Here is a 357-nt window from a genome sequence, read left to right on the forward strand (position 1 = left end):
GCCACGGCGAGGGCGCCGACGGTGACCGCGTCCGGCTCGGCGGCCAGGTGCCCGGCCGCGACGATCGCGAGCGCCGCCGAGGTGACGGTCGCCATCAGGCCGTACATCCGCTCGTCCGGCGAGGCGTGCGAGCGCAGCTGCAGGACGAGGGTGAGCAGGACCCACACGCCGAGGGTGCCGAGGATCGCGGCGGGCCCGTTCTCCCGGCCGGCCGCGAGCAGCGCGACGTCGGCGACGACGCCGCCGAGGAAGGCGAGGGCGATGCCCTGCCGGGCGGGCCACATGCCGTTCAGCCGGAACCAGCCCGCGGCCGTCACCGCCTGCAGGAGCACCAGCGGCACGAGCAGCGCGTACGGG

1 pseudogene is annotated in these 357 nt (G+C 77.0%); it reads right to left on the reverse strand.

From position 1 onward, the window contains the following. Positions 1-357 (reverse strand): annotated as a pseudogene (locus G3I40_RS36235) (hypothetical protein); the annotation flags it as partial.

This window comes from Streptomyces sp. SID14478 (assembly GCF_010548525.1).
GTDB lineage: Bacteria > Actinomycetota > Actinomycetes > Streptomycetales > Streptomycetaceae > Streptomyces.